This window comes from Bradyrhizobium sp. BR2003, assembly GCF_009720285.1.
Taxonomy (GTDB): Bacteria; Pseudomonadota; Alphaproteobacteria; order Rhizobiales; family Xanthobacteraceae; genus Bradyrhizobium; species Bradyrhizobium elkanii.
Window position 1 is genome coordinate 109466 of record NZ_SMYJ01000036.1, and the last position, 23416, is coordinate 132881.

19 protein-coding genes are annotated in these 23416 nt (G+C 65.6%); 9 read left to right on the plus strand and 10 right to left on the minus strand.

The annotated features are described in order from the left end of the window. Positions 1 to 22: 22 nt before the first annotated feature. Both E2I15_RS31350 and E2I15_RS31355 read right to left on the minus strand, forming a co-directional pair. Positions 23 to 2074: an ABC transporter ATP-binding protein/permease gene (locus tag E2I15_RS31350; protein WP_155262666.1), complete on the minus strand. Its 2052-nt coding sequence runs from the start codon at positions 2072 to 2074 to the stop codon at positions 23 to 25. 159 nt (positions 2075 to 2233) lie between these two features. Then, the gene (locus E2I15_RS31355; protein WP_137483302.1) at positions 2234 to 4378 is read right to left on the minus strand and encodes a hybrid sensor histidine kinase/response regulator family protein; all 2145 of its coding nucleotides are present in this window, start codon (positions 4376 to 4378) and stop codon (positions 2234 to 2236) included. A 334-nt stretch (positions 4379 to 4712) separates the two neighbouring features. On the opposite strand from E2I15_RS31355, the gene E2I15_RS31360 reads away from it, so the two are divergent. The 3 genes from E2I15_RS31360 (at position 4713) to E2I15_RS31370 (ending at position 9746) form a co-directional block, all read left to right on the plus strand. Then, positions 4713 to 5000: a FeoA family protein gene (locus tag E2I15_RS31360; protein ID WP_026192088.1), complete on the plus strand. Its 288-nt coding sequence runs from the start codon at positions 4713 to 4715 to the stop codon at positions 4998 to 5000. After that, on the plus strand, positions 4997 to 6871 hold the full coding sequence (gene feoB, locus E2I15_RS31365) for a ferrous iron transporter B (RefSeq protein ID WP_137483301.1): 1875 nt from the start codon (positions 4997 to 4999) through the stop codon (positions 6869 to 6871). The genes E2I15_RS31360 and feoB overlap by 4 nt, the downstream gene beginning before the upstream one ends. Before the next feature lie 124 nt (positions 6872 to 6995). Beyond that, positions 6996 to 9746: a bifunctional acetate--CoA ligase family protein/GNAT family N-acetyltransferase gene (locus E2I15_RS31370; protein WP_137483300.1), complete on the plus strand. Its 2751-nt coding sequence runs from the start codon at positions 6996 to 6998 to the stop codon at positions 9744 to 9746. Between the two features lie 27 nt (positions 9747 to 9773). Here the strand turns inward: E2I15_RS31370 and E2I15_RS31375 are convergent, their stop codons facing one another. From E2I15_RS31375 to E2I15_RS31395, 5 genes are all read right to left on the minus strand, one after another. Further along, a complete protein-coding gene (locus tag E2I15_RS31375; protein ID WP_106326696.1) occupies positions 9774 to 10559 on the minus strand; it encodes a succinate dehydrogenase iron-sulfur subunit in 786 nt (261 codons plus the stop codon). A gap of 18 nt (positions 10560 to 10577) precedes the next feature. Then, positions 10578 to 12416 carry a succinate dehydrogenase flavoprotein subunit gene (gene sdhA / locus E2I15_RS31380; protein WP_137483299.1) on the minus strand — a complete coding sequence of 613 codons (1839 nt, stop codon included), beginning with the start codon at positions 12414 to 12416 and terminating at the stop codon, positions 10578 to 10580. Positions 12417 to 12419: 3 nt separating this feature from the next. Further along, complete coding sequence (gene sdhD / locus E2I15_RS31385) at positions 12420 to 12794, minus strand: succinate dehydrogenase, hydrophobic membrane anchor protein (protein ID WP_085964893.1); 375 nt, start codon at positions 12792 to 12794, stop codon at positions 12420 to 12422. A 14-nt stretch (positions 12795 to 12808) separates the two neighbouring features. Continuing rightward, positions 12809 to 13207: a succinate dehydrogenase, cytochrome b556 subunit gene (gene sdhC, locus E2I15_RS31390; protein WP_028340868.1), complete on the minus strand. Its 399-nt coding sequence runs from the start codon at positions 13205 to 13207 to the stop codon at positions 12809 to 12811. 229 nt (positions 13208 to 13436) lie between these two features. Next, positions 13437 to 14339 (minus strand): LysR family transcriptional regulator, encoded by a 903-nt coding sequence (locus E2I15_RS31395; RefSeq protein WP_246668411.1) that lies wholly within the window; start codon positions 14337 to 14339, stop codon positions 13437 to 13439. 122 nt (positions 14340 to 14461) lie between these two features. Here E2I15_RS31395 and E2I15_RS31400 point away from each other — a divergent pair, with 122 nt between their 5' ends. After that, positions 14462 to 14710, plus strand: coding sequence for a hypothetical protein (locus E2I15_RS31400; RefSeq protein WP_137483297.1), 249 nt, complete (start codon positions 14462 to 14464; stop codon positions 14708 to 14710). A 13-nt stretch (positions 14711 to 14723) separates the two neighbouring features. Continuing rightward, a complete protein-coding gene (locus E2I15_RS31405; protein ID WP_137483296.1) occupies positions 14724 to 15584 on the plus strand; it encodes a sulfite exporter TauE/SafE family protein in 861 nt (286 codons plus the stop codon). 90 nt (positions 15585 to 15674) lie between these two features. Here the strand turns inward: E2I15_RS31405 and E2I15_RS31410 are convergent, their stop codons facing one another. Beyond that, positions 15675 to 17201 carry a malonate--CoA ligase gene (locus E2I15_RS31410; protein ID WP_137483295.1) on the minus strand — a complete coding sequence of 509 codons (1527 nt, stop codon included), beginning with the start codon at positions 17199 to 17201 and terminating at the stop codon, positions 15675 to 15677. Between the two features lie 86 nt (positions 17202 to 17287). On the opposite strand from E2I15_RS31410, the gene E2I15_RS31415 reads away from it, so the two are divergent. Next, positions 17288 to 18049: an SDR family oxidoreductase gene (locus E2I15_RS31415; RefSeq protein ID WP_137483294.1), complete on the plus strand. Its 762-nt coding sequence runs from the start codon at positions 17288 to 17290 to the stop codon at positions 18047 to 18049. Positions 18050 to 18133: 84 nt separating this feature from the next. Here the strand turns inward: E2I15_RS31415 and E2I15_RS31420 are convergent, their stop codons facing one another. Further along, positions 18134 to 19534, minus strand: a complete 1401-nt coding sequence (locus E2I15_RS31420; RefSeq protein WP_137483293.1) for an MFS transporter — start codon at positions 19532 to 19534, stop codon at positions 18134 to 18136. A 326-nt stretch (positions 19535 to 19860) separates the two neighbouring features. Here E2I15_RS31420 and E2I15_RS31425 point away from each other — a divergent pair, with 326 nt between their 5' ends. The 3 genes from E2I15_RS31425 (at position 19861) to E2I15_RS31435 (ending at position 22089) form a co-directional block, all read left to right on the plus strand. After that, complete coding sequence (locus tag E2I15_RS31425; RefSeq protein ID WP_137483292.1) at positions 19861 to 20415, plus strand: fasciclin domain-containing protein; 555 nt, start codon at positions 19861 to 19863, stop codon at positions 20413 to 20415. 181 nt (positions 20416 to 20596) lie between these two features. Then, positions 20597 to 21229 (plus strand): cytochrome b/b6 domain-containing protein, encoded by a 633-nt coding sequence (locus E2I15_RS31430; RefSeq protein WP_137483291.1) that lies wholly within the window; start codon positions 20597 to 20599, stop codon positions 21227 to 21229. 74 nt (positions 21230 to 21303) lie between these two features. After that, positions 21304 to 22089: a molybdopterin-binding protein gene (locus tag E2I15_RS31435; RefSeq protein ID WP_137483290.1), complete on the plus strand. Its 786-nt coding sequence runs from the start codon at positions 21304 to 21306 to the stop codon at positions 22087 to 22089. Positions 22090 to 22184: 95 nt separating this feature from the next. Here the strand turns inward: E2I15_RS31435 and E2I15_RS31440 are convergent, their stop codons facing one another. Then, on the minus strand, positions 22185 to 23393 hold the full coding sequence (locus E2I15_RS31440; protein WP_137483289.1) for a YbfB/YjiJ family MFS transporter: 1209 nt from the start codon (positions 23391 to 23393) through the stop codon (positions 22185 to 22187). Between the last annotated feature and the right edge of the window lie 23 nt (positions 23394 to 23416).

Here is a 23416-nt window from a genome sequence, read left to right on the forward strand (position 1 = left end):
TTGACGGCAGCGCCAACGCCCGTTACGCCGCCTTGCCCGCTGCCTGCCGTTGCCGCAGGAAGCGGCCGAGCAGCCTTCGCTTGCCCTTGCGCGGGATCAGATCGACGTCGCTGACCAGTTTGGCGCCGCCCTTGCGGCGCTCCAGCACGATCTTGCGGCTATGGAACGCTTCGAGCTCGACGCGATGGGCGACGCTGACGATGGTCGCTTTCGGCAGTTCCGTCGTCACCATTTCCATCATCTTGTCCTGGCTCTTCTCGTCGAGCGCGGACGTCGCCTCGTCAAGCACGACGATGTCGGGCGCGTGCAGCAACAGGCGGGCAAAGGCGAGCCGCTGTTTCTCGCCGCCGGACAGGGTCTGGTCCCACGGCGCGTCCTCCTCGATCTTGTCCTTGAGATGGTCGAGGCCGACCTCGTGGAGGGCACGGCTGATCTCATCGACGTTCCAGTCTTCCGCCGCGCCGGGATAGGCCACCGCGCGCCGCAGCGTGCCCGAGGGTACGTAGGGCTTTTGCGGCAGCATGAACAGTCGGCGGTCCGGGTGCAGGCCGACACTGCCGCCGCCCCATGGCCACAGGCCGGCGATGGCGCGCACCAGCGTGCTCTTGCCGGTGCCGGATTCGCCGGCGACCAAAAGCCGCTCGCCCGGTTCGATCACCACCTCGGTCTCGCCGACCACGGCGGTGCCGTCGTCCAGCGTGACGGAGAGATCGTTGAGGCTCAGCATGGCCTCGCCCTCGGTCTCGCCGCGCTCGATGCGGCCGAAGCCGTCGCCGGTCTCGGCGCGTTCGAGCCCGTCAAGCGACATCATCAGCGAGGCGATGCGCCGTGCGCAGGCGTTCCAGTCGGCGAGCCGCGGATAGTTGTCGACCAGCCAGCCGAACGCGGTCTGCACGATGGTGAAGGCCGAGGCCGCCTGCATCACCTGACCGAGCGACATGCTACCGTCGAGGAATTTCGGCGCGCACAGCAGCAAGGGTACCACTGGCGCAATGAGATTCGATCCCTGCGACACCAGCGTCGTGCGCATGTGCTGCCCGGCGAGCCGTGCCCATTGCCGCAACACGTTCGAGAACGTCTTGTCGATGCCGTCGCGCTCCTCGGTTTCGCCGCCGAGCAGCGCGATGCTTTCGCCATTCTCGCGCACGCGGGTCAGGACGTAGCGGAATTCCGCTTCCGCCTGGTTCTTGTCCTCGGAGATTTGCACGAAGCTGCGGCCGATCGCCGTGATCGAGCCCGACGCGATCGCCGCATAGATGATCGCGGCAATGACCAGGAAGCCCGGGATGCTGATCGACGAGCCGCCGAGCGTCACCGTCAGCGCGCCGCCGATGGTCCAGAGCACGACGATGAAGGTGACAGCCGAGAGCAGCGCCGACGTCACGCCGGCGATGAAGTCGACCGGAGAATCGGTCGCGATCCGCAGATCCTCCGCGATCCGGTACTCCGGATTCTTGTGATCGCCGTCGACCAGGTTGAGCTGGTAGTAGCGGCCGTTCGTCAGCCAGCGCGAGACGACGGCGTTGGTCAGCCAGGCGCGCCAGCGCCGCTGGATGCCCATGCGGCCGAACACCTGGGCAACGCCCAGCAGCACGCTGCCGATCGCGAGCGGAAAGAAGATGGCGGTCAGGTGGAAGACACTGGCTGCGTCACGCTTTTCGATCGCATCGAAGATCGCGCGATTCCAGACATTGATGCCGTACTGAACGGCGACATTGGCGACGATCAGCAGAAGCAGGCCGATCGTGAACAGCCATGCCAGCCGGTCGCCGCTTCGGCCCCAATAGCCGCGCGCGCTGATCCAGAACCGCGTCAGCAAATAGTCCTTGCGCGCCTGTTCGGCCTCTTCGGCCGACAGCTCGGGATCGGGTTCGACGATTTCCGGCGGCGGCGGTTCGACATGGTCGCCGTTCTCGGCGATGACCTCGACAAATTCCGATTTGTCGTCCGCTTCGCTTGCTGCGGAATCCTTGCGCTCTTGATCGGCCGCCTTTGCGCTCGCTTTCCGAGACGATGCAGTCTTGGCCGACGACGGCCCGACCGACGATTGGGTTTTTGCCTCAGCCTTGCCCATGGCACGATAACGCCAGACAAATTACCCGGTTCCGCCCAGGTTCCGGCGGTCAGTCGCGAGTGCTGCAATGACGAGTCCCCGTCACAACATCCGCCGCGGCGTATGGATCCTGGTCTTCGCCAGGACGACAGCGTGCTTGAGATGTGCGGCGCAACTACCTCACTCCGCCGGCGCCTGATCGCGCCTCAGCCGGCGCGAGCGCGTCGCCTTGTGCAGCACGCGCGCGAGCTGCTCGGCCGAATACGGCTTCTGCAGCAGCTCAAAGCCGCCGCTGCCCTGCTGCGACAGCACCTGGCTGTAACCGGAGGCGAGCACGATCGGCAGATCGAGCCGCTGCCGGCGGATCTCTTCCGCGAGCTCGATGCCGCTCATGCCGGGCATCACGACATCGGTGAATACCAGGTCGAACCGGTCAGCGTCGACGGCCAGCTCCTCCAGCGCGTGGGTGGCGTTGTCCACCAGCACGCAGGTGCAGCCGAGCTGGGTCAGCGTGTCGGCGGCAAACTTTCCGACCTCGGCATTGTCCTCGACGATCAGGACCGATGCGCCGGTCCGATCGATCGCGGGTGCGTCCTCGGTGCGCTGCGCTCGCGCGCCATGCTGTCCGACGACGCGCGGCAGATACAGCGTGAATGTCGCACCCTTGCCGACTTCGCTGGTGACGGTCACCTCGCCGCCGGACTGCTTGGCGAAGCCGAACACCTGGGACAGGCCGAGGCCGGTGCCGTGACCGACCTCCTTGGTGGTGTAAAACGGCTCGAAGATGCGGCCGAACAGCTCCTGCGGAATTCCGACGCCGGTGTCGGTCACCGACACCGCGACGTGGCCGGGCGAGTTTGACGGCGTGCTGGTCGCGGACGGCAGCCTGTCCACGGCGCGGACCGCGATCGTGAGCCGGCCGACGCCGTCCATGGCATCGCGCGCGTTCACCGCCATGTTGATGATGGCGGTCTCGAACTGGCCGGCATCGGCGTTGACGAAGCAGGTCTCGTCCGGCACCTGCGCCGTGATCTCGATGCGCGCGCCGATCAGGGTTGCGATCATCTCGCTCAGGGTGCGGACATTCTGGCAGGCGTCGAACACCTCGGGCTTGAGGGTTTGCCGCCGCGCGAACGCAAGCAGCTGGTTGGTCAGCTTGGCGGCACGGTTCACGGTGTTGGAGATCGCATCGATGTAGCGCTGCCGCCGCGGCTCCGGCAGGTCCGGCCGCCGCAACATGTCGACCGACGCGCGGATCACGGTGAGCAGGTTGTTGAAGTCGTGCGCGACGCCGCCGGTGAGCTGCCCAAGCGCCTCGAGCCGCTGGCCGTGCCGCAACGCCTCTTCGGCTTCGATGCGCCGGAGGGCCTCCTCCTGCAGGCGCTGGGTTCGCCGGAAGGCGAGCGCGAGCAGGCCGAACAGCAGGGCGGTGGCCGGGATCCCGAAGATCAGGTGCTGGGCCATGGTCGACATCCAGCGCGACTGGATCGCCGAGGTTTCAAGGCCGGCGCTGACATAGACCGGGTATCCCGCCAGCCGCTGGTAGCGCATGCGCCGCTCGATACCGTCGGCCGGGGAATGGATCGTCATCGTCCCGGCCTCGGGATTGGCGACGATCTGCCGCCCGAGCGGTCCGCTCGGCTCGAACCGGACGTCGCGGTTGACGGCAGGGAAGTGCGCCAGCACGGCGCCATCGGTCCGGATCAGCGCCAGGAAGCTGCCGGGCTCGCGGCCGATCCTGGCGTAGAAATTTTCGAAATATTCCGGAAGCACGGAGACCTGGATCACGCCGGCGAAGCTGCCGTCGTCGCCGTTGCGGCGCCGGCCGACGCTGAAGAACCGCGAGCCCTGATAGGGCGGCCGCGGCGTCAGCACCTCGCCGATATAGGTACCGATGTCGCCCTGGGCATGAATCCGGAAGTAATCCCGGTCCGAGAAGTCGACGTCGGGGGCCGGCTGCACCAGGCTGTTGACGAGGGCACGGCCGTTGGCGTCGAACACCCAGACCGATTTCACCTGGGGAAGCGCCACGGCGACCTGGCGCAGCCGCTCGTGCAGGCTCTTCTCGCGTGCGCCGATCTCGGCATCGCCCATGCCGCGGACGACCTCGGTGACCTCGGCGAGGCCTCGATCGATGGTCTCGAACACCTTCAGCGCATGCTCATGGGCGACATCGAGGGTGCGCTGGATCTCCTGGTCGGCGGCCTCGCTGGTCGAGATCCAGGACATTGCGGAGGCAAAAACGAACAGCGCCAGCGGAAGGGCCAGCGCGGCGGCCATCATCCATTGCAGCAGTCTCAGCGAATTGCGTTGTGCGGTCTGCACGGGCGCTCCGGCTCCGCGCGAACCATAACGCAAACCGTTGCGCGGGAGGAAGCGAAACGGCGCCGCCGGGCGTGGCGCGGACGCTCGTTCGCCATTCCGCGATCTGTCAAGGTTACCGGAGGCCAACCCGGATCGATCAATTCGGACCTGGCTCACGTCCGGGGCCGCGCAGGGCGGCTGCGGCACGGGGGCATCACGACCTCGTTAGCGCCTCGCCGGCAGTCAAGCGGAAAATCGCCTCCGGATGACGCTTCCGGGCGCTGTTTTTAGGAGTTCTAAAACCTCTCACGGGCAAACGCTTGACCCTGTGACTACCTGCTGAAAAACAGGCCGCATGACAGGCGATCCAAATAGCTCCCGGGATAATTTGCAGGACGTCCGGCTCGGACATGCTGATCGCGGTTTTGTCGGCAAGATCATCAGGCTCGATGCGCTCGTGACGGGCTCATCGCTCTCTCCGCAGGAGCTGGAGCAGCGCCTGGTCGAGATGGGATTTGTCGAGGGCGCGCGCGTGGAAATCCTGCATGAAGGCACGATCCGAAAGGACCCGATCGCGGTGCGCGTCGACAACATCACGATCGCGCTGCGCCGGAGCGAAGCCATGGCTGTGATCGTCGAATGACCACTGCATCCCTGCGCCTGGCGCTGGTCGGCGCGCCGAACACCGGCAAGACGTCGCTGTTCAACAGCCTGACCGGCAGCCGTCAGAAGGTCGCCAACTACCCGGGCGTCACCGTCGAGCGCAAGTCCGGCGGCTTCGTCACGCCGGAGGGCCGCAGCGTGACCGTGCTCGATCTGCCCGGCACCTATTCATTGCGCGGTCGCAGCCCGGACGAGGAGATCACCCGCGACATCGTGCTGGGCCGATTCGACGGCGAGGCGGTGCCCGATCTCGTGCTCTGCGTCGCGGACGCCACCAATCTGCGGCTGACCTTGCGGCTGGTGCTCGAGCTGAAGCGCGTCGGCCGGCCGATGATGCTGGTGCTCAACATGATCGATATCGCGAGGCGCCGCGGTGTCACGATCGACATCGACCGGATGTCGCAGGAGCTCGGCCTGCCGATCGTGACCTCGGTCGCGGTCCGCAAGGGCGGCATCGACGAGCTCCTGAAGCGGACCGACGAATTCCTGGCCAAGTCGCATGAGGCGGCGGCCAGCGAGTGGACGACGCCGACGATCGCCGACCTCAAGGCGGCGCAGCGCGAGGCGGACCGCATCATCGCCGCGGCGGTGACGCTGCCGACCAAGCCCGACACGCTGACCAACCGGATCGATTCGGTCGTGCTGCATCCGGTCTGGGGTCTCGTGATCCTGGCCGTGATCCTGTTCGTGATGTTCCAGGCGGTGTTCACCTGGGCGCAGCCGGCGATGGAATTTCTCTCGGAGAGCTTCGCCGCGCTCGGGCAGCTGATCCACGACGTGCTGCCCGAAAGCTGGAGCCTGTTGCAGAGCTTCCTGCAGAACGGCGTGATCTCCGGCGTCGGCAGCGTGATCGTGTTCCTGCCGCAGATCATCATCATCTTCCTGTTCATCCTGCTCTTGGAAGATTTCGGCTACATGGCGCGCGCCGCGTTCCTGATGGACCGCATCATGGGCGGCGCAGGGCTGCATGGCCGCGCCTTCATTCCGCTGCTGTCGAGCTTTGCCTGCGCCATTCCCGGCATCATGGCGACGCGCGTCATCGACAACCGCCGCGACCGCCTGACCACGATCCTGATCGCGCCGCTGATGACCTGCTCGGCCCGCATTCCGGTCTACACGCTGATCATCTCCGCCTTCGTTCCGGCGACCACGCTGTGGGGCTTCGTCAATCTGCAGGGGCTCGTGATGTTCGGCCTCTATGCCGCCGGCATCACCAGCGCGCTGACGGTCTCGGCGATCGCAAAGTTCTTCCTATGGCGTGATCACGCGCCGGCGCCGTTCATGCTGGAATTGCCCGACTACAAGATGCCGCGATTGCGCAGCATCGCCATCGGCGTGTTCACCCGCGCAAAAATGTTCCTGTACCGGGCCGGCACCACGATCCTCTCGATGATGGTGCTGATCTGGTTCCTGGCCTCGTTCCCGCAGGCGCCGGCCGGCGCCGAGGGGCCGGCGATCAATTACAGCTTTGCCGCCATGATCGGCCATGCGCTCGAGCCGCTGCTGCGGCCCATCGGTTTCAACTGGCAGATCGCGGTGGCGCTGATCCCGGGCATGGCGGCGCGCGAGGTCGCGGTCGCGGCGCTCGGCACCGTCTATTCGATCGAGGGCGGCAAGGAGGCGGCGGACCAGATCGGCCAGGTGCTGGCGCAGAAATGGACGCTGGCGACCGCGCTGTCGCTGCTGGTCTGGTACATCTTCGCCCCGCAATGCGCCTCGACGCTCGCGGTGATCCGCCGCGAGACCGGCGGCGCGAAGTGGATGGTGGTGACGTTCATCTACATGCTCGCGCTGGCCTATGTCGCGAGCTTCCTGACCTTCAACCTGGCACAGGCGCTCGGCCTGCATTGATCGGCAACACGGTTCATCATCCTGACTCGAAACTGCGATAGGTGCATGCAGCCAAGCGAAGCAGTAGAGTTGGTCGAGGGCGCGTGAAGCGGGCGCCTCCGCGTGTTCCCTGCGAGACCCTGCAATGTCGACGTACGGCCTGGAGCGGCTATTTTCGCCTCGAAGCATCGCAATCGTCGGCGGCAGCCCGCGTCCGTCGTCGCTCGGCGCGGCGGTACTCAGGAACATCAGAGCGAGCGGCTTCGCCGGCCGCGTCGGCGTGGTCAATCGGAACTATGCCGACGTCGATGGCGCGCCGACCGTTCCCGACCTGAAGTCGCTGCCATTCGTTCCGGATCTCGTCGTCATCAGCGCACGGGCGGCGGCGGTTCCGGAGATCGTCGCGGAGGCGGCTTCGGCCGGCGTTGCCGGTGCGGCGATCCTGTCGGCCGGCCTCGGCCATGGCCCGGGCTCGCTCGCGGAGACCGCGGGCCAGACGGCGCGACGGCATGGCATGCGGCTGATCGGGCCGAATTGCTTCGGTGTCATGATGCCGCGCGCCAAGCTGAATGCGAGCTTCGCCTCGCATCAGCCGTCGGACGGCCATGTCGCCCTGATCTCGCAGTCCGGCGCGGTCGCGTCGGCGATGATCGAGTGGGCGGCGGAACGGCGGCTCGGCTTCTCCGGCATCGCGTCGATCGGCGACCAGCTCGATGTCGACGTCGCCGACCTCCTGGATTATTTCGCGCTCGACGACCACACCAGCGCGATCCTGATCTATCTCGAAGCCGTCAAGGACGCGCGCAAGTTCATGTCGGCGGCGCGCGCCGCGGCGCGGCTGAAGCCGGTCGTCATCGTCAAGTCGGGACGGATGGCGCAGGGCGCGAAGGCTGCCGCAACCCACACCGGCGCGCTGGCCGGCTCCGATGCGGTCTACGACGCCGCATTCCGCCGCGCCGGCATGCTGCGCGTCTACGACCTGCGCCAGCTGTTCGATTGCGCCGAGCTGCTCGGCCGCGGCTTCGTTCCGCGCGGCAACCGGCTGGCGATCCTGACAAATGGCGGCGGGCTCGGCATCCTCGCGACCGACCGGCTGGCGGAGCTCGGCGGCGTTCCCGCGACACTGACGGCGGAGACCATCGCGCGGCTCGACAAGGTGCTGCCGCCGGGCTGGTCCTGCGCCAATCCGGTCGACATCGCGGGCGATGCCGATGCCGACCGCTACGTGGTGGCGCTCAACGCACTGCTCGATGATGCCAACAGCGACGCGGTGCTGGTCGCGAATGTGGAAACCGCGGTGGCGCCGGCCCAGGGGATTGCCGAGGCGGTGGCGCAATGCGTGCGCGACCGCAGGACGAAGCGGAGTGCGGTCGCCGCGCTGGTGCTTGCGGCCTGGGTCGGCGCCGACGAACGCACCGGCGCGATCTTCGAGGCGGCGCGGATTCCGCATTTCCCGACCGAGGACGATGCGGTGCGCGCCTTCATGTATCTGGTGCGCTATCGCGAGGCCTCGACCGCGCTCGCCGCAACCCCGCCGGGCGTCGCATCGGTGTTCACGCCGAAGACGGCGGCGGCGCGGCACGTCGTCGTGAAGGCGTTGTCGGAAGGGCGCGCCTGGCTCGATCCGGCCGAGATCGTCGCGCTGTTCGCGGCCTATCATATTCCGATCGTGACGACGCTCGTCGCCGAGACCGCAGAGGACGCCGCCGCGAAGGCGGCGCCGTTCCTCGCCGAGGAACATGCGATCGTGGTCAGGGTGTTCTCGCGCGACATCCGGCACGCCGCCGACGTCGGCGGCGTGATCCTCGACCTGCGCACGAAAGACAGCGTCGTTGAAGCTGCACGGACGGTCATGGCGCGGGCACGGAGTGCCCGGCCCGATGCCATCCTGCAAGGCGTGACGATCCAGCCGATGATCGTGCGGCGCGCGGCGCGCGAACTGATCCTCGGCATCGCCGACGATCCGACCTTCGGTCCGGTGATCGTGTTCGGGCGTGGCGGCCCCGCGGTCGAGGTGATCAACGACAAGGCGCTGGCACTGCCGCCGCTCGACATGAATCTCGCCCGCGAGCTGATCGGACGCACCCGCGTCTCGCGGCTGCTCGGCGGCTATGGCGACGTGCCGGCGGTCCCGACCGATGTGGTGCCGCTCACCCTCGTCAAGCTGGCACAGATGGCGGCCGACATTCCCGAGGTCGCCGAGCTCGACATCAATCCGATGCTGGCGGACGACAGCGGCGTGCTCGCGCTCGATGCGCGGGTCGCGATCCGCAAACCCACCCGGCTGTTCGCCGGCCACACCCGGCTCGCCGTGCGGCCCTATCCGTCGCAATGGGAGGGCGAGCTTGCGCTGCGCGACGGCTCGCGTGTCACGGTGCGTCCGATGCGACCGGAGGACGAGCCGATGGTCAGCGATTTCTTCAAGCGCGTCACGGCCGAAGACCTCAGGCTGCGCTTCTTCCATGCGATGAAGGAATTCTCGCACGCCTTCATCGCGCGCCTGACCCAGCTCGACTATGCGCGCGCAATGGCGTTTGTGGCGCTCGATCCGAACACCGGCGAGATGATGGGTGCGGTCCGGCTGCACTCGGATTCGCTGTACGAGAATGCCGAATACGCGATCCTGCTGCAGTCCGACCTCAAGGGCAAAGGCCTCGGCTGGGCGCTGATGCAGCTCCTGATCCACTATGCGCGGTCGGAGGGCTTGAAGCGTCTGTCCGGCCAGGTGCTGACCGAGAACACCACGATGATCGGGATGTGCCGCGATCTCGGCTTCACCGTGACGATGGATCCGGCCGATCACAGCATCGTCGACGTCGTGCTCGATCTCGATCGACCCGGCGTCGATGCGGTCGGCGCCGATATCCTGATCAGGCCTGCTGCGGCCGGGCGCTGACGACGCGCCAGCCGCGGCCGTGCCGGATCAGATCTGGCGTTCGACCAGCTTGAACTTGAGCTCGGCGATCGCTTCGGAGGGATTGAGGCCCTTCGGGCACGCCTTGGCGCAGTTCATGATGGTGTGGCAGCGATAGAGGCGGAACGGGTCCTCGAGATTGTCGAGCCGCTCGCCGGTCGCTTCGTCGCGGGAGTCGGTGACCCAGCGGGTGGCCTGCAGCAGCGCGGCGGGGCCGAGGAAGCGTTCGCTGTTCCACCAGTAGCTCGGGCACGAGGTCGAGCAGCAGGCACACAGGATGCACTCGTAGAGGCCGTCGAGCTTCTCGCGGTCCTCGTGGCTCTGCCTCCACTCCTTCTGCGGCGTCGGCGTCGTGGTCTTCAGCCACGGCTCGATCGAGGCATATTGGGCGTAGAAATTGGTCAGGTCCGGGACCAGGTCCTTCACCACCGGCTGGTGCGGCAGCGGATTGACCTTCACCGCGCCGCCGGCGCCGACGTCGTGCATCGACTTGGTGCAGGCCAGGGTGTTCTGGCCGTCGATGTTCATCGCGCAGGAGCCGCAGACGCCTTCGCGGCAGGAGCGGCGGAAGGTCAGCGTCGGGTCGATGTGGTTCTTGATCCAGATCAGACCGTCCAGCACCATCGGACCGCAATCATTGGTGTCGACATAATAGGTGTCGACGCTCGGATTCTTGCCGTCGTCCGGGTTCCAGCGATACACCCGAAATTCGCGCGTCTCGGTGGCGCCGGCCGGCTTCGGCCAGGTCTTGCCGCCGGAAATCTTCGAATTCTTCGGAAGTGCGAATTCAACCATGCTTGCTCGCCTTCGTTCTCAGTAGACCCGCGCCTTCGGCGGGATGTACTGCACGTCATTGGTCATCGTGTAGCTGTGCACCGGACGGTACTCGATCGCGGTCTTGCCGGCCGGATCGATCCAGGTCAGCGTGTGCTTCATCCAGTTCTTGTCGTCGCGGTCCGGGAAATCCTCGCGCGCATGCGCGCCGCGGCTTTCGGTGCGGTTCGCCGCCGAATCCATCGTCACGACCGCCTGCACGATCAGATTGTCGAATTCCAGCGTCTCGACCAGGTCGGAATTCCACACCAGCGAGCGGTCCGATACCGAGATGTCGCCGACGCCGCCATAGACCTTGTGGATCAGGTTCTGGCCTTCCTGCAGCACGTCGCCGGTGCGGAACACCGCGCAATTGTTCTGCATCACATGCTGCATGCTGTCGCGCAGCTTCGCGGTCGGCGTGCCGCCGGAGGCATGGCGGAAATGATCGAGCCGGCCGAGCGCGAGGTCGGCGGAATCCTTCGGCAGCTCCGGCTGCTTGGCGTTCGCGGTCAGCTTGTCGGCAAGGCGCAGCGCCGCGGCACGGCCGAACACCACGAGGTCGATCAGCGAGTTGGAGCCGAGACGGTTGGCGCCGTGCACCGAAACGCAGGCCGCTTCGCCGATCGCCATCAGGCCCGGCACCACCGAATTGTCGTCGCCATTGCGCTTGGTCAGCACCTCGGCGTGATAGTTGGTGGCGATGCCTCCCATGTTGTAGTGCACAGTCGGCACGATCGGGATCGGCTCGCGGGTGACGTCGACATTGGCGAAGATCTTCGCCGATTCGGAGATGCCCGGCAGCCGCTCATGCAGCACCTTCGGATCGAGGTGATCGAGGTGCAGGAAGATGTGGTCCTTCTTTTTGCCGACGCCGCGGCCTTCGCGGATCTCGATCGTCATTGCGCGCGAGACGACGTCGCGCGAGGCGAGGTCCTTGGCCGACGGCGCATAGCGCTCCATGAAGCGCTCGCCCTCGGAGTTGACGAGATAGCCGCCTTCGCCGCGGGCGCCCTCGGTGACGAGACAGCCCGAGCCGTAGATGCCAGTCGGGTGGAACTGGACGAATTCCATGTCCTGCAGCGGCAGGCCGGCGCGCAGCACCATGCCGCCGCCGTCGCCGGTGCAGGTGTGCGCCGAGGTGCAGGAGGCGTAGGCGCGGCCATAGCCGCCGGTTGCCAGGATCGTGGTCTGGGCGCGGAAGCGGTGCAGCGTGCCGTCATCGAGCTTGAGTGCGATTACGCCGCGGCAGACGCCCTGATCGTCCATGATCAGGTCGATGGCGAAGAACTCGATGAAGAACTCGGCCGAGTGGCGCAGCGACTGGCCATACATCGTGTGCAGCATGGCGTGACCGGTGCGGTCGGCGGCGGCGCAGGTGCGCTGCGCCTGGCTCTTGCCGAAGTCGATGGTCATGCCGCCGAACGGGCGCTGATAGATCTTGCCGTCCTCGGTGCGCGAGAACGGAACGCCCCAATGCTCGAGCTCGTAGACCGCGTCGGGCGCGTTGCGCACCATGTACTCGATCGCATCCTGGTCGCCGAGCCAGTCCGACCCCTTCACGGTGTCGTACATGTGCCAGCGCCAGTCGTCCTGGTGCATGTTGCCGAGCGAGGCCGAGATGCCGCCCTGCGCCGCCACCGTGTGCGAGCGGGTCGGGAACACCTTGGTGATGCAGGCGGTGCGCAGCCCGGCTTCCGAGCAGCCGACCACCGCGCGTAGGCCGGCGCCGCCGGCGCCGACCACGACGACGTCGTAGGTGTGGTCCTGGATCGGGTAGGCCTTGCCGTTCGTGGCCGGACCACCGTTGGTGGCCTTGCCGTTTCCTTCACCGGCCATGGGTCAAACTCCCGACGACAATTTGAGGATTGCGTAGATCGAGGCCAATGCGACCGCGACGCAGAAGAAGTTGTTCGCCATCACGCTGGCGATCTTCAGCTTCTCGTTGTGGATGTAGTCCTCGATCACGACCTGCATGCCGATCTTCATGTGCCAGGTGCTGGCGATGATGAAGAGCAGCAGGATGATGGCGATCGGGATCGAGCCGAGGATCTGTGCCGCGCCGGCATGATTGCGGCCGATCAGCGTGATCACCACGACGATCACGGGAACGATCAGCAGCGTCATCGCGACCGCGGTGAGGCGCTGGCGCCAGAAATCGCCCGTGCCGGTGTGCGCGGAGCCGAGGCCGCGGACTCGCTCCAGCGGCGTGCGCATCGAAGAGGGGCCGCTCATCGTCCACCTCCCACGGCATAGGCGATAATCCAGATCAGCACGGTCAGCGCGATGCCGGCGACCAGCGCGCCCCACGTCAGCGCCTCGCGCTCATTGGCCTTGAAACCGTAGCCGAGGTCCCAGACGAAATGCCGGATGCCGCTGCACAGATGGTGCATCAGCGCCCATGTGTAGCCGAACACGATCAGCTTGCCGATCGCGCTGCCGGTGAAGGCCTGGACGTTCGCGTAAGCCGAGGGGCCCGAGGCGGCGGCGATCAGCCACCAGGCCAGCAGTAACGTGCCGAAATAGAGAGCCAAACCTGTGGCGCGGTGGACGATGGACAGCGCCATCGTCAGCGTCCACCGGTAGGTCTGCAAATGGGGTGAAAGCGGTCGTTCGATCCTGGCGGTCATCGGCGGGCTTTATGTTGTGAGGGACCGCGGCCGGCCCATCGGGGAACGCGGTGGAGGAGTTCTATTTACGGAGTCGGATCACCCCGCGCAACGGCCAAATAGCCTTCGGTCGAACCGAAGTTCATTGTTAGACTTGCCGAATTCTAGTTGATCCGCAGTGTGGTATACTAAATACAAGGTCGAGCGAACCAAATAATGAATCGATATGTTCATGGATCGATTGGCGCGCTCAGCCGCCCGCAAACGGGGTCCGCAAGGCATCGATTTTACCCCACTGTTCCACCAGATAATCGACAAATGCCCTGATCTTAGGCGATGCGAGACGTGACGGCTGAAGCATCAGATGCAGCGGCGTCGGTGCCGGCTCGTGGTCGATCAGCAGGCGCGTCAGGCGACCGTCGGCGAGTTCGGACTGCACCTGCCAGGAAGGCACGCGGACGATGCCGGCGCCCTCCCGCGCCGCGTTGACCAGCGCGTCGAGGCTATTCATCCAGAGCCGACCGGATATGCGGATTTTGCGACCCGTCTTGCTGCCGTCGGCAAAACGCCACTCGGCGCTGCCGGGTGAATCGGAAAACACCAGGCAGTCATGCCCGGCAAGATCGTCCGGCGTCCGCGGCGCGCCGCGCCGGACCATATAGTCCGGCGACGCGCACACGATCATCTGCAGATCGGTGAGCTTGCGTGCCACGAGCTGCGAGTCGCGCAAGCGGCCGATGCGGATAGCCAGATGGATATCCTCCTCGACCATGTCGACCGCGCGGTCGACCAGAAGGAGGTCGACGGACAACGCGGGATAACGGCGCAGAAACTCGACCAGCAACGGCGCGATCACGAGCCGCCCGATCAGGCCCGGTGAGCTGACGCGGATCCGCCCCGATGGCTGATGCGGGTCGCGCGACAGCGCCGCCTCGATCTCCCTGACCTCGCCGAGGATCGATTTCGCGCGCTCATAGAGAATGCGCCCGTCATCGGTCAGCGCGAGCTGGCGGGTGGTGCGCAGCAACAGGCGGGTGCCGAAATGCTCCTCGAGCGCGCTGATCTGCCGGCTCACCGAGGTCAGCGAGCTCGGCAGCGCGCGCGCCGCCGCCGACAGGCTGCCGCTCTCAACCGCGCGGACAAAGGCCGCCATCGCCGCAAGCTGGTCCAAGCTCGATCCTTCCGTAATTCGCAAGAGAGCCTGCTTATTTGTAGCAATACCCCCGTCTTTCAGAAGGGTCTAGCCTGACGGCTCCACGATTTGAGGAGCTCGACATGGCCTTAACGTCCATCCATCCGAATTCGCTCGAGCGGCGCAAACGTGCCGCCCGCGGCGGCGCCGACAATCCGGCCATCCTGCTTGTTTTCTCCTGCGTCGGACTGTTAATCGACGTGCTGACGTTGCCGATGCAGAGCGCGACGTCCTCGATCCCCCTCCGCTTTGCCTTGATTGCGGTCGCTGCTCCCGTGGCAGCGTTGGTCGCGCTGTGCTTGGCCGACCGCACCGGGGCGGGCGCCTCCTGACGGTGCGAAGGACATGATGGCCGGCCTCGATCCCAAGGAACTTCTCGAGCTTGCGCTGCTGCTGATCGCGGTCGGCGCGCTGTCCGGCTTTCTCGCCGGTCTGTTCGGCATCGGCGGCGGCGCGATCCTGGTGCCGGTGTTCTACGAATGCTTTCGTCTCGCCGGCGTCCCGCTCGAGGTGCGGATGCCGCTGTGCATCGGCACCTCGCTCGCGATCATCATCCCGACCTCGCTGAGCTCGTTCCGCGCCCATTATCGTCGCGGCGCGGTCGATATGGCGATCCTGAAGCGCTGGTGGCTGCCGATCGTGATCGGTGTCGCCGCGGGCAGCGTCACCGCGCGCTTCGCGCCGGAGCGGCTGTTCAAGATCGTGTTCGTGGTGGTGGCGTGGTCGGCGGCCGCGCGATTGTTGTTGGCGCGCGAGACCTGGAAATTCGGCGACGATGTGCCGAAGGGTTTCCTGATGCGTGTCTACGGCTTCTTCGTCGGCCTGTTGTCGACGCTGATGGGCATCGGTGGCGGCCTGTTCGCCAATTTGCTGATGACCTTTTACGGCCGGCCGATCCATCAGGCGGTCGCGACGTCGTCGGCGCTCGCGGTGCTGATCTCGATCCCCGGTGCGCTGGGTTACGTCTATGCCGGCTGGCCCGCCGCCGCGCGCTTTCCCGACGTCGCCGCGCTGCAACTGCCATTCGCGCTCGGTTACGTCTCGCTGATCGGTGCGCTGCTGGTGATGCCGACAACGCTGGTTACCGCGCCGCTCGGCGTCAAGGTCGCGCACGCGCTGTCGAAGCGGGCGCTGGAGGTGGCGTTCGGGGCCTATCTCTTCATTGTCGGCGGACGGTTCGTGATCAGCCTGTTGGGCGGAGTGTAGCCCGGATGCAGCGAAGCGCAATCCGGGGTTCTTGCAGGTTGCTGCGCTGTCCCGGATTTCGCGTCGCTCCATCCGGGCTACGAAGCGGAATCACTTCGCGTAGATATCCTTGTACGTATCCCGCAGAATGTTCTTCTGCACCTTGCCCATCGCGTTGCGCGGCAGCTCGTCGACGACGAACACGCGCTTGGGCATCTTGAATTTCGCCAGCCGCCCGTCGAGCGCCTTCAGCACCGAGGCCTCGCTGATATCGGCGCCCTTGCTGCAGACCAGGACGGCGGTGACGCCTTCGCCGAAATCGGCATGCGGCACGCCGATTACGGCTGACTCGATCACGCCGGGCATGGCGTCGATCTCGCTCTCGATTTCCTTCGGATAGACATTGAAGCCGCCGGAGATCACGAGATCCTTGCCGCGGCCGAGGATGTGGACATAGCCCTTGTCGTCGATCTTGCCGAGGTCGCCGGTGATGAAGAAGCCGTCGGCGCGGAATTCGGCCTTGGTCTTCTCCGGCATGCGCCAGTAGCCCTGGAACACGTTCGGGCCCTTGACCTCGATCATGCCGATGGTCTCCCGCGCGAGCTCCTTGCCGGTGTCGGGATCAGTGACCCGGACCGAGACGCCGGGCAGCGCGAAGCCGACCGCGCCGGGCACGCGGTCGCCGTCATAGGGGTTGCTCGTGTTCATGTTGGTCTCGGTCATGCCGTAGCGCTCGAGCACGGCGTGGCCGGTGCGATCGGACCATTCGCGGTGGGTGTCGGCGAGCAGCGGCGCCGAGCCGGAAATGAACAGCCGCATGTGCCTGGTGGCGTCCTTGTTCAGGCCGGGATTCTGCAGCAGGCGGGTATAGAAGGTCGGCACGCCCATCATCACGGTGGCGCGCGCCATCAGCTTGATGACCACGTCCGGATCGAACTTCGGCAGGAAGATCATCGAGGCGCGCGCGAACAGCGTCACGTTGCTGGCCACGAACAGGCCGTGGGTGTGATAGATCGGCAGCGCGTGGATCAGCACGTCCTTGTCGGTGAACCGCCAGTAGTCGACCAGCGAGTACGAATTCGAGGCCAGATTGTCGTGCGACAGCATCGCGCCCTTGGAGCGGCCGGTGGTGCCCGACGTGTAGAGGATCGCGGCGAGATCATTGTTGCCGCGCGGCACCGTGGCGAATTCCTTCGCCGCCTTGTCGGCGGCTTCGGTCAGCGAGCCTTTGCCGCTGGCATCGAGTGTCTCGACCTTGGCGCCCACCTTGGCGGCGATTGCCTTGATGCCGTCCTGCTTGGAAGGATCGCAGACCACCAGCGCCGGCTCGGCATCGGTGATGAAGTATTCGAGCTCGTTCAACGTATAGGCGGTGTTAAGCGGCAGATAAACGCCGCCGGCGCGCACGGTGGCGAGATACAGCACCAGGGCCGAAACCGATTTCTCGGTCTGCGCCGCGACGCGGTCGCCGGGCTTGACGCCGCGCTCAACCAGCACGTTCGCCATCTGGCCTGCGCGCGCGATCAGATCGCCATAGGAGATGCGGCTGCCGTCGAGCTGCTCGATTGCGAGCCGGCCGGGGTCATCGAGGCCGTCGAACAGGCGGGAAAACAGATTGGCGTTGGTGGTCGTGTTCATGCAAAGATTCCCCGAGGGGCGAAGGGCCGGAAGATTTCGGCTGGATTAGCAAAAACGCCCTTCGGAAAGCAACGGAGACAGTTTGCATGACAAATAATGGGAAACGCGTGGCTTGGGTCACCGGCGGCGGCACCGGAATCGGCGAATCCGGGGCGGAATTCCTGGCTGCGGACGGCTGGACCGTGGTGGTCTCCGGCCGCCGCAGGGAAGAGCTCGACCGCGTGGTGGCCAACATCACGAAAAAGGGCGGCAAGGCCGAGGCGATCCCGCTTGATGTCAGCAACAAGGCCGACGTCAACAAGGCCGCCGAGGCGATCGTCGCCAAGCACGGCCGCATCGACCTTTTGGTCAACAGCGCCGGCATCAATGTGCCGAAGCGCAGCTGGGCCGACATGGAACTGGAAGGCTGGGACAAGCTGGTCGAGATCAACCTCAACGGCGTGCTCTACTGCATGCGCGCGGTGCTGCCGACGATGCGCAAGCAGAAGGACGGCTGCATCATCAACGTCGCCTCCTGGGCCGGCCGCCACGTCTCGAAGATGCCGGGCCCGGCCTACACCACGACCAAGCACGCGGTGCTGGCGCTGACCCATTCCTTCAACATGGACGAATGCGTCAACGGCCTGCGCGCCTGCTGCCTGTCGCCGGGCGAGGTCGCCACCCCGATCCTCAAGCAGCGGCCGGTGGTGCCGAGCGCAGCCGAGCAGGCCAAGATGCTGCAGCCCGAAGATTGCGGCCGCACCATCGCCTTCGTCGCCAGCATGCCGGCACGGGTCTGCATGAACGAGATCCTGATCAGCCCGACCCACAACCGCGGTTTCATTCAGACGCCGGCGAACCGGGATTAAGCCATGCTCTCTCAACGGGGCGGCGCTTTGCGCCGACCCGTTGGCTTGGCCAGAACGACGGCGTGGATGGTCCTGCGGTCTACGTCACTCGATGATCTCGTTCAGCTCCTTGCCGGTATGCTCCGGCACGAACAGGAACACGCCGATCGCCATCGCGATCATCAGCACGGGGATGCACAGGAACGACAGCGCGAACGAGCCGGTGTGCTGCTGGAGCGCGATCGAGACGAAGGGAAACAGCACGAAGCCGACGAAATAGGCGATCGCCCAGACCACGCCGTTGGCGGCGCCGCGGATCCGGGTCGGGAAGATTTCTGCGGTCAGCGTCGTGCTCGGCCCCCAGAAACCCAGGAAGCCGAGACACCAGGCCAGCCCGAACGCCCACAGCAGCACGCGGTCCTCGGAATAGACCCAGAGCGTCATGAAGATCGCGCCCTCGATCAGGGTGATGATGAAGGTACGGCGGCGGCCGATCTTGTCGATCAGCCAGCCGACCAGACACAAGCCAAGGAAGCCGCACAGCCCGTAGAACACGTAGAACAGGCTGTATTCGGCGGTCGACCAGTGCTTCTCGGTGGATAGATACAGCGGCATCCAGGCGCCGACCGTGCCGTAGATGCAGGTCGAGGCGCAGGCGACGAACAGCGCGACAAGCGTGGCGGGCAGCACGTCGGGCATGAACACCTGGCGGATGCCGACCGACTTGGCCTTGCCGAACCAGGCGCTGTCCTCGGCGCTGACCGTGCCGCCGCGCGCCAGCGTCTCCGAGATGCGCCGCTTGCGGTCCTGCGCGCGCACCCAATAGGGCGATTCCGGGCAGGTGGAGCGGATATAGATCGCGAGCAGCGCGATCACGCCGGGCACCATCACTGCGATGCGCCAGCCGAAATTGGCGGCGACGAGCCCGGTGATCGCGCCGGCGAGCGTGGCGCCGAGGCACCAGGCCGAGCGGGTGATGCTGATGACGCGGCCGCGCAGCCGGGCCGGCCAGGTCTCCGCGACCAGCATCGAGCCGAGCGACCATTCGCCGTTGAGTGCGAAGAACAGCAGCGAGCGCGCGATCACGAAGACCGCGAAGGTCGGCGACATCGCCGCGACCGGCATCAGAAGCGAGAACAGCGCGATATTGACGGCGAGCAGCGTGCGGCGACCGTAGCGGTCGGCGAGCCATGGCCAGAAATACAGCCCGGCGATGCCGACGAACAGCGCGATCTGCATGCCGGAGCGGTACTCCGGCAGGCTCAGCGAAAATTCCTTGATCACCATCGGCGAGATCAGTGCGAAGATCACGCCGTCCATGCCGTCAAAGCCCCAGCCGAGCGCGTTGGCGGTGGCGATGTGCCAATGCGTTTTCGTGATCTCGGTTGTGTCCGCAACCGCGCGGTAGTTGGCGTATTGCAGGTGCTTCTGCTCGAGCGGACCGATGTCGATGCTTGCATCGTTCACCGCAGGTGCGGCGTGGCCGTCAGCCGTGATGCTGCTCATTATGCCTCCCCGCGGCCGCTTTCTGCGAAGCCGTGCCGCAACCTCAAGCTGAACCAATCAGCTAGCTCCGGCAAGCAAATTGCTCGCGGCAGCGCACGCGTCCATTCCGCTGAATGGAATGCGTGGCGGGCTGCGCGAGGCGTCGCGTGTACGCAGCGCGCGCCGGCCGGTTTCAACAATCACAAAGAATTATTTCCGGAAACCGTCCGGAAAACCTGCCGTAGCTCGGCCAACGACGACGCACTCATCAACCAGCACGCGCCGTTGTTGCCCCTTCAACGCCGGCGAAGTCTCGCCGGTCGGCCTACTCATCGGGAGATGAAATCATGTCGAAGCGTATTGCCTATCTCACCGCCGCCGCCTTCAGCGCACTTGCAATCACGGCCATCGTCGTGGCGCCGGTCCGCGCCGAGGAAAAGACCGTGATGGTCGGCGGCGCCGCGATGTTCCCGTCGAAGAACATCGTGCAGAATGCCGTCAACTCGAAGGATCACACCACGCTCGTCGCCGCGGTGAAGGCCGCGGGCCTGGTCAGCACGCTGGAAGGCAAGGGCCCGTTCACGGTGTTCGCGCCGACCAATGCCGCGTTCGGCAAGCTGCCGGCCGGAACCGTCGATACCCTGGTCAAGCCTGAGAACAAGGCGACGCTGACCAAGATCCTCACCTACCATGTGGTGCCCGGCAAGCTCGAGGCCTCCGACCTCACCGACGGCAAGAAGCTGAAGACGGCCGAGGGCGAGGAACTGACCGTGAAGAAGCAGGACGGCAAGGTCTGGATCGTCGATGCCAAGGGCGGCAGCTCGATGGTGACGATCTCCAACGTCAACCAGTCGAACGGCGTCATCCATGTGGTCGACACCGTGCTGATGCCGGCGACTTGACACCTGGAGGCCTGATTTAGTCCCTCAAGGGACCCGCGACATCGCGAGCCGGCGCCTCGCCCCGGCTCGCATTTTTGTGACCATATCAAGTGGCATATATCAGACTGATGGTGCGCGACCCCGTAACGGAACGCCGGTTCCGGGCGTATAACCCGGTAACGACCACGAGCAGAGATATCCCATGACGAGCCTTGCCGTCAGCGACCATCAGGCAGAGACCGCGGCGCCCGCGAAGGCGATCCAGCCGGTCTGGGTGCGCATGGTGCACTGGATCAACGCCTTCGCGATGATCCTGATGATCATGTCCGGCTGGCAGATCTACAACGCCTCGCCGCTGTTTGGCTTCACCTTCTCGCGGAGCATCACGCTCGGCGGCTGGCTCGGCGGTGCGCTGCTCTGGCACTTCGCCGCGATGTGGCTGTTGATGGTCAACGGCCTGGTCTACCTGGCGCTCGGTTTCGCCACCGGCCGCTTCCGCAAGAAGCTGCTGCCGATCACCCCCGGCGGCGTCATTGCCGACACCAAGGCGGCGCTGACCTTCAAGCTGTCGCATGACGATCTCAGCAAATACAATTCCGTGCAGAAACTGCTCTATGCCGGCATCATCGTGGTCGGCGTCGTCATCGTGCTGTCAGGCCTGTCGATGTGGAAACCGGTGCAGTTGCATTGGCTGGTGTCGCTGTTCGGCGGCTACGATTTCGCCCGCTATGTTCACTTCACCTGCATGGCGCTGATCGTCGCCTTCCTGGTGATCCATGTCGCGCTCGCGCTGCTGGTGCCGAAGAGCCTGCACGCCATGATCATTGGACGCTAGGGCATGATCCCGAAAAGTGGAAACCGGTTTTCGGAATTGATCATGCCCAAGAAGGATATTTGAGGGAGAGTGTCATGGGTCGTCTCCGCAAGCTCCTGATCCCCGGTGTCGACAAGAAGCTGCTCGTGCGCGATGCGGTGAAGACGATGCCGGAGCTGACGCGCCGCCGCTTCATCACGGCGGGCACCAGCCTCGGCGCGCTGACGCTGCTCACCGGCTGCGACGTGGTCGATTCGTCGTCGGCCGAGGAAATGCTGAAGCACGTCTCGAAGTTCAACGACGCGGTGCAGGCCTGGATGTTCAATCCGGATGCGCTAGCGCCGACCTTCCCCGAGAGCATGATCACCAAGCCGTTCCCGTTCAATGCCTATTACGATCTCGACGACGCGCCGGAGATCGCGGGCGCCGACTGGAAACTCGAGGTGCGCGGGCTGGTCGAGAACAAGAAGTCGTGGACGCTCGACGAATTGTACAAACTGCCGCAGGTCAAGCAGGTGACGCGCCATATCTGCGTCGAGGGCTGGAGCGCGATCGGCAGCTGGACCGGCACGCCCTTGCGCGATTTCCTCAAGTTGGTCGGCGCCGACACTCGCGCCAAATATGTCTGGTTCCAGTGCGCCGACAAGGACGGCTACAACTCGCCGCTCGACATGCGCACGGCGTTGCATCCGCAGACCCAGATGACGTTCAAATTCGCCGACGAGATTTTGCCGCGCGCCTACGGCTTTCCGATGAAGATCCGGGTCCCGACCAAGCTCGGCTTCAAGAACCCGAAATACGTGCTCTCGATGGAAGTTACCAACGACTACAAGGGCGGCTACTGGGAAGACCAGGGCTACAATTCGTTCAGCGGGAGCTAACTCGCTGTCGTCCCGGCGAAAGCCGGAACCGATACCCCGCGGCCGCGGGAATAGGTACAAGGGGAGACGCTTCCTTCCATCACAACCAGCTGTGGTTATGGGTCCCGGCCTTCGCCGGGACGACACTGGGAGGGGACTTTCCTCTGAAACGCCGACAACAGCGCGCCGAGCGCGAGCATCGCAGCCGAGACGTTCAACGCAAATGACAGGCTGCCGACCGCGTCGGTGATGGCGCCGACCACGATCGGTCCGAGCGTCTGGCCGATGCCGAAGGCGATCGTCATCGCCGCAATGGCGGTCGGCCAGGATTGCGGCGGGTAGTTGAAACGCACGAAGGCGGTGGTCGAGCCGACCACGGCGAAGAAGGCGACGCCGAATACCAGCGCCGAGATCGCAAGCAGCAGCGGCGAATGCCCGAAGATTGGCAGGCTGGCGCCGAGCGCGTTGACGCCGAGGATGATGGTGGTGGCGAGCCCGCCGCGGTCGAGCGCCAGCACCCGCCCCCAGACCCAGGGCGTCACGAATGCACTGACGCCGATCAGGCTCCAGAACGCGCTCTGTGCAGCGGCGCCGCCGCCGCCGTCGCGGACATAGGCGATCATGAAGGTCATATAGGCGATGTAGCCGGCACCGAACAGGAAATAGGCGGCGAGGTAGATCAGGACCGGCATCACAGCGAATTGGGTCCGCACGATGCCGCCGGCGGCGGCGTTGGCGTGGAGCGGCGCCAGCATCAGCGGCACGGTCATGATCGCGGAAAGCAGCGTCATCGCCCACCACACGATCCACCACGAGCCGGCGCCGAAACCCTGCAGCACAAAGGGGGCGATCAAGCCCGATGCGAGGATGCCGACGCCCGGCCCGGCATAGAACAGGCTGAGCAGGAAGTTCGCGCGTTCGGGGCGCGATCGCGCAATGGTTGCCGCGAGCGCGCCGCCGCCGACGAAGCCGATCGCGGCGGCGAAACCGACCAGCAGGCGGGCAAAGCTCAGCACCACGAAATTGCCAGAGAGGGCGCAAAGCGCCAGCGACAGCGCGCAGGCCAGCGTCGACCAGCGCACCGATGCGGCAAGTCCGAAGCGTTCGATCAGGCGCGACGCGAGCAGCGCGCCGGCCAGATAGCCGGCGGCATTGATCGTGTTCATGAAGCCGGCGGCCGAATACGACCAGGCCAGCTGCTCGCGCATGTCGGGCAGCACCAGCGAATAGGCAAACCGGCCGATGCCGAGACCGACCGTCGGTGCGAGCGACAGGATCAGGATCAGCCGCGCGGGATGCGGGTAGGACGGGGCGGGGGCTCTCACAATTCACTCCGGCAATGCCCGCA